Raw genomic sequence first — 6,383 nt, 5'->3', positions numbered from 1 at the left:
CGCGAGCAGATCACTCCTCGTCGCTGTTCCCCAATTTCCAGTACCCAACCGCCTTGACGAACTGCTCGTCCAGCCCATGCTCATCGAGCAACACCCGACGAATCTGCCGCGACACTCTGCTCTCGGTCGCCACCCATGCGTACAGGCTGCCGGTTGGCACCTGGATCTGGCGCACGGTGGCCAGCAGATTGTCCTTGCCACCTTCACGCAGCACCCAGATCACATTGACTTCGGCCGCGCTGTGCAGCACTTGCTGCTCCTTGCCGTTTTCCACTTCCACGATCACCAACGCACGACGGTGGGCCGCCAGGCCTTCCAGGCGTCGAGCGATGGCGGGCAGGGCGGTTTCGTCGCCGATCAGCAGGTAACTGTCGAAGATGTCCGGCACGATCATCGAGCCCCGCGGCCCGCCGATGTGCAGGAATTGGCCGGGTTTGGCCTGTTCGGCCCAGGTCGAGGCCGGGCCGTCGCCGTGCAATACAAAATCGATGTCCAGCTCCAGGGCATCGAGGTCGTAGCGGCGCGGGGTGTAGTCGCGCATCTCAGGCAAGGGACCGTTGTCCTTGCCGGCGCCCAGTACCAGGGTTTCCAGGGCCGCAGCTTGCTCGGCATTCTGCGGGAACAACAGTTTGACGTGGTCGTCCGTGCCGAGGCTGACGAAGCCTGCCAATTCAGGGCCGCCCAAGGTAATCCGGCGCATGCGCGGGGTCAGGTCGACCACGCGCAACACTTCCAGGCGACGGCGTTTGATGTCGTGCATGACACGGGCAATGGTGGTGATCACTTCAGTCATTCGGCGTTCTCCTGAACGGGTTGAACGGCAGGGCCGTCGACGATGGCTTTGGCCGTGTTGTTGAGCAAGTCGCGTACACGCAGGATTTCTTCCGGGCTCCAGCGGCCATGGTGCATGTGCAAGGCATGGCGCAAGTTATGCACCGCTTCGTGAATTTCGACGGGGCGGTCGTGGCCGCGCAACGAACGCTTGCTGACGTCGATGCGCATGCGCACGCCGTCCAGGGCAATCGCCTGTTCACTTAAAGACAGACGTCCGGCGTCGGTCACGCTGTAACGTTTTTTTCCACCTTCGGCATCGCCCTGAATCATTTCGCTTTCTTCCAGAAAGGTCAGGGTCGGGTAAATCACGCCAGGGCTTGGGCTGTAGGCGCCGTCGAACATGCCTTCGATCTGGCGGATCAGGTCATAGCCGTGGCAGGGCTGCTCGGCAATCAGTGCCAGCAGCAGCAGTTTCAGGTCGCCAGGTGCGAAGACCCGCGGTCCACGGCTGCCACGTAAACGTCCCTGGCGATTTTCGAAGCCGTCGTGGCCGTCACCGTGCTCGCGATGGGGGTGATGCTCTCTCATATTCTCGTCCTCTCTTCGACTTTAGATATAACTTAAGATATATCTTGTGAAAAAGGCAAGGGGGGGCGGGACGAGAGCAACCCAGGACGTGAATCGAGCGAATGAATCGATTTTGGTCGGACCATGTAACACTTCTAAAATGAAACAACGGCGCGATTCAGTATCTGTCTTATTAGTCAGGGCTCGAATAGTCTGTTGTCGGCCTTTGTTTATTGGGTGTGTACTACTCGTCCTACAGAAGTTGAAGGGTGTCCAAGTGCTGTATGGGATTTTAAGTCAATCTGTTTGTAGGTGAGTACTTACATAAGATAGGTTAACTTGTTGGTTTTATTTGTTTTTTCTCGATATTTAGACTTCATTTTTCCTACGCTATCCGGTGAAAAATCCTACTTACTTTCATTGGGGGTTAGTCGAATATGCCCCGGCGTTGAAAGCCCAAACAAATAGCTATTTTGGCTCCAGCCAATAGTAATGGCTTGTCAGCGTCTATTCGTTAATAGAAAGGGAAGTCTCGGCTTTGTTCGAACTTTTAATTGTCCGGCCCATTTGAAATAACAGGTATCTACCCATGTTCAAAAAAATCGCAATCGCTACTCCTCTGGCCGTTCTGGCACTGAGTTCTTCCATGGCTTTTGCAGCAGGTGAAGCGCGTCATTCCATTAATCTGGTTGCATCGGTTCCAACCAAGGTCTTTCACGTACTGCCGGTGGATCCGGATCTGATCATCAAAGATCAAGTGTTGAGCTACAACCCGGTTTCCGGTGATCTGAGCACTTTGCGTGCGCAATTCGACACCAAAAACACCAATGGCTCGATTGCCGCCAGCCTTGAAAGCGAAGCGTTCCTGTCCAACGGTGTAGACACGGATAAGGTTCCCTTGACTGTGTCGTTCAATGGCAAAGCGCTGAACCATACGGCGCCAGTGGAAGTCGTCGGCGAAGTCGAGTCCACTCCGGGCAAGCGTGTCGATCTGGTCATTGCTCCCACCAAGCCAACCACTGGCGGCTACAAGCCAGGTGAGTACACCGGTGCGGTCACCATGATCTTTGATGCCGTGCCAACGCCTTGATGTCTTGAATGCTTGTGGGCGCAAAGCTCACAAGACATCAAAAACCGGTCGGCAGTCTCCCCTGTCGACCGGGTTTTCTACAGCGTTAACCGTTCATTCTCAGAGTATTCCGTTCATGTTCCCGATGACTCCCATCGCGGCCGCGCTCGCACTTTTTTTTTGCGCAAGTGCACTGGCCGCGCCAACTGACAATGGCACGACGCCTCGCAGTTTGCTCGCTCAGGCCAAAGGTTTGCCGTCCGAGTTCGAAGAACACTTCTTCGATGTGCCTTTGGCGGTTCGGGTGGAACTTGATCAACAATTTCTGGGTGAGGCAATGATCGTATTGTCCCGCGATGATCGCATCACCCTGCTTGAGTTTGCCGATGTCAGCGACAGCAACATTCCCGCCAGCGAGCGTGAAACCTGGGCCGCTTACCTGCAAAAAGGCGTGGCCCTTGGCGCCTGCGAAGGCAGTTGCCCGGCGCAGATGCTGGCCGTGCATTACAACCTTCAGAATTCATTGGTGTCGATTCTCACTGAAAATGCCGAGCGCGACACTGAAACCAAGCGTTATTACCAGCAGCCAGAAGGCGGCAGCACGGGGTTGATCCTGCGCAACCAGCTGAACCTCAACGGTGGCCAGGATCAGGATCTGGGCGGGCGATATGGGCTGGAGGCCAGCAGCAGCCTGGGCAGCTGGACCCAGAATCTGAATATGCAGCTAGCCCGTCTGGGCGGCCCGGATGACAAGCTCTATCACGCGATCTACGAGCTCTACAGCCAACGTGAGTTGGAGGGCAGTTTTGTGCGCCTGGGTTATTTCACCCCCAACTCCGAAGGCCTGAGCCGCCAGCCACGTTCGTTCGGTGCCAGCCCCGACACGGCCGTGGGCCTCATGTACGGCAGCTCCGACAGCCTGGCGATCAACAGCCCCAAGCCCAGCGTTTACCCGATCTATGTCACTGCCAACCGTCAGGCCTCGGTGGAGATTTTTCGCAATGGCTTGCTGATCAATACCCAACCGGTCGATGCCGGCTTGCAAACTCTGGATACCCGGCCCTTGCCCGGCGGGATCTACGAAGTGGAAGTGCGCTTGATCGAAGACGGTCAAATCACCTCCACCACCCAGGAGCTGGTGTACAAACCGAGCAACTGGCGCAACTACGATGAGCGCTGGCGCTACAACCTGTTCGCCGGGCAGGAAAGCAAGCTGTTGAGCAACTGGGATGAGCAGGCCTACGGCGACATGACCGCCGGCGCCGCCTTCAACTACCTGCTGCATCCACGGATCATTCTCGGAGTCTCGGGGCGCCAGGTTCGGGACACACTGCAATATGGCTCGTCGGTCGATTGGACCTTGGCTAACAACACTAGCCTCTTCGCCAACGTGTATCAGACCCAGGACCATGGCACCGGTCTTGATGTGCAAGCGATGTACAACTATGGCACCGGAAGCGTATTCGCCACCCATAACCGCAGTTGGCTGGACACCACCAAAATCTTCGAAACCCTGCCCGATGGCACTCGGGTGCGGCAGCGCAATGTGTTTGTCGGCCAGACCAGCACTTCGTCGTTGTCGGTGAATCATCGGGTCAGCAGCAGAAGCTCGCTCAACGGGCGGATCTCTCACACCGACGGTAACAGCGAAGGCGTAGGCCTGGATCTGGGCTGGACCCAGCGCACCCAGCTGTTCGGCAGCGATGCCAACTGGCGGTTCTCGGTGTTTGACCGGCCCGGCACCTTCAGCAGCGGAGACCAACGTAACCGTGGCTTCGACCTGACCGTCAGCCTCGCGCTGGGCGGGCCGGGCGAGCAATGGTCTGGCAGCATCGGTTCGCGCACTTCCCGTGATGGCGGCCGCGACAACAACGCTTCGCTCGGCTACCGAAAAGACCTGCAGGACCATGTGCTGCAAAGCGTGTCGGCCACCGCGATTACCGACACTTACGGCATCGGCCTTTCCAGTCAGGCGAACTTCCAGACCGAAGCCATCAACGGCGATGCCTTCGTCCAGCGTTCGTCGTTCAATGGCAATTACACCGGCGGGTTGAACCTGGACAGCACCGTTGCCATGGGCGGCCAGCACGTCGTCATGACCAGCCAGCATCAAGGCAGCGGTGCCGGGATGATCATCGACGTCGAGTCCGACCTCGATGAAATCGCCCTGCGCGCCGACGACTTGAGCGGCGGCAGCGCCAGCTTGCGACCGGGGCGCAACTTCATCCCGATCACCGCCTACAAGAGCAGTTCGGTGAGCTTCGACTTTGAAGGTAACCACCCGCCAGCGGCGAGTATCCAGCCGGCCCGCACGAGCTATCACCTGAACAAGGGGGGTGTGGACTACCGCAAAATCACCATCAGCAAAACCCTGACCGTGCTCGGCCGCCTGGTCGACCCCCAGGGCAAACCGCTCAAGGGCCACCACATCATCAACCACGCCAGCCGCGGGGTCAGTGAAGTGGACGGGTTCTTCTCCATGGAAATGAACGCCGGGTCGCCGACCCTGGAAGTGCGTTATGGCAATCAGTTGTTGTGCCAGTTCCGGCTAGACCCGAGCAGTGCGCGCAATGAGAACGATGTGTTGATGATCGGGGATTTGCGTTGTACGCCGGATACGTTGGCGGATGCAACTTATAAGGCTGAGGCGGCGGGTTGAGCCTTTATAAAATGGACAGGTACGGGATGTTCAAAAAATGCTGATCCGATTGACGCTACTGTGGTTGGGGTTGGGACTCTTTGTCGCCCCTGTTGGTGCTGAAGTTGTACGACTGAGTGCTGAGTTCAAACCGGACCCGTCGAAACCTAATAGTAATGAATTCAAGAATACGACACCGAATAGTGGGTTTTGCGAGAGGTATGAAGCCGCTTGCAAGGGATGGCAGATCTTCAGCATCGGTACCCAGATCGAACTGCAGGCTGATCGCGCGATTCCTGCCAGGCATGCCGATCCCCGTCAAGGCGCGATGTTTAATGTACCGGCAGGTTGGAAAGATGTTCCCATCTTTGACACACACGGTGCGGAGTCAGGCGTGGTGCAGGTACGAATCGCCGGCATCGGCGGGGAATACCGGCTGAGTGAGAGGGTTCAGCAGCTGATTGGTAGAGAATTCCCCAGTTTTATCGCTCACTCTGTGCTTTGGTGGGAAGGCGACTGGATGGCCGCCCCGAGACCCTGCGGCGACAGCCCAGTGGGCTGGGCTGATGACTGGAGTTTTAGATTCTTCTGGACCACTCCAGTTGAAGGCGTGTGCTCGAAGCAGGCGGTCTACGATATCCCGGAGTTTTCCTATAAGAGTTTCGACTTCGCGTACCAACTGCGGACCCCGAACCCGTTGAAAATGGCGCCGGGCGTCTATACGGCAACGACACTTTATACCGTTGGCCCGGGGGCGGACTTCGACATGGGGAATATCATGCAGCCCACGGACGGCGCTATTCAACTCGACTTCACCCTGACGGTCGACCACGTATTCAATATAGAAATTCCACCGGGCGGCAATAAAGTCGTCTTGGTGCCGCAGGGCGGTTGGCAAGCGTGGCTGAATCAAGGCCGAAGACCAACGCGGTTGTTTCGCGATCAAACCTTCAATATCTGGGCCTCTACACCGTTCAAGATGAGCATGGAGTGTGAGCATTATGCGGCCAACAGTACCTGCGCTTTACAGGACGATAAAAACAATCAAGTGCCGGTGGATGTATCGGTGAGTTTGCCCAGCGGTTTGAGCGACGCTGAACGGCAATCGGTAAGCCGCCGCCGATTACGGGTAGATGGTATGGGGACCGAAAGATTCGAGCCCGCTCTGTATGTCGATCGCAAACCCGGAACCTTGCACTTTGAAGTGGGCAAAAGTGCCGTGGAAGAGATGTTGCAGCGCGACAGTCTTGGCTATTCAGGCGATATCACGGTTATTTGGGATTCACAAATTTAATCGGCACTTGAGCCGCAGCGTCTCGTGCCCGCTGTCTTTTA

General features: G+C 57.0%; 5 protein-coding genes. 3 read left to right on the top strand and 2 right to left on the bottom strand.

The features are described from left to right. Window positions 1-10: 10 nt before the first annotated feature. Window positions 11-793, bottom strand: a complete 783-nt coding sequence (locus AC1D19_RS17860) for a siderophore-interacting protein (RefSeq protein WP_477763955.1) — start codon at window positions 791-793, stop codon at window positions 11-13. Then, the gene (locus tag AC1D19_RS17855) at window positions 790-1,362 is read right to left on the bottom strand and encodes a PadR family transcriptional regulator (RefSeq protein ID WP_477763954.1); all 573 of its coding nucleotides are present in this window, start codon (window positions 1,360-1,362) and stop codon (window positions 790-792) included. Before AC1D19_RS17855 ends, AC1D19_RS17860 begins: the two co-directional genes overlap by 4 nt. Before the next feature lie 568 nt (window positions 1,363-1,930). Between AC1D19_RS17855 and AC1D19_RS17850 the strand changes: the two genes are divergently transcribed. From AC1D19_RS17850 to AC1D19_RS17840, 3 genes are all read left to right on the top strand, one after another. Next, window positions 1,931-2,431, top strand: a complete 501-nt coding sequence (locus AC1D19_RS17850; protein ID WP_477763953.1) for a CS1 type fimbrial major subunit — start codon at window positions 1,931-1,933, stop codon at window positions 2,429-2,431. A gap of 115 nt (window positions 2,432-2,546) precedes the next feature. After that, window positions 2,547-5,069 (top strand): CS1-pili formation C-terminal domain-containing protein, encoded by a 2,523-nt coding sequence (locus AC1D19_RS17845; RefSeq protein WP_477763952.1) that lies wholly within the window; start codon window positions 2,547-2,549, stop codon window positions 5,067-5,069. 37 nt (window positions 5,070-5,106) lie between these two features. Further along, entirely contained in the window at window positions 5,107-6,342 is a 1,236-nt protein-coding gene (locus AC1D19_RS17840; RefSeq protein ID WP_477763951.1) for a hypothetical protein, read from the top strand. The last annotated feature ends 41 nt before the right edge of the window (window positions 6,343-6,383 follow it).

The organism is Pseudomonas sp. P1_C12 (genome assembly GCF_056406435.1).
The sequence above is the reverse complement of the archived record's forward strand: the minus strand, read 5'-3'. Positions and strand labels throughout refer to the sequence as shown.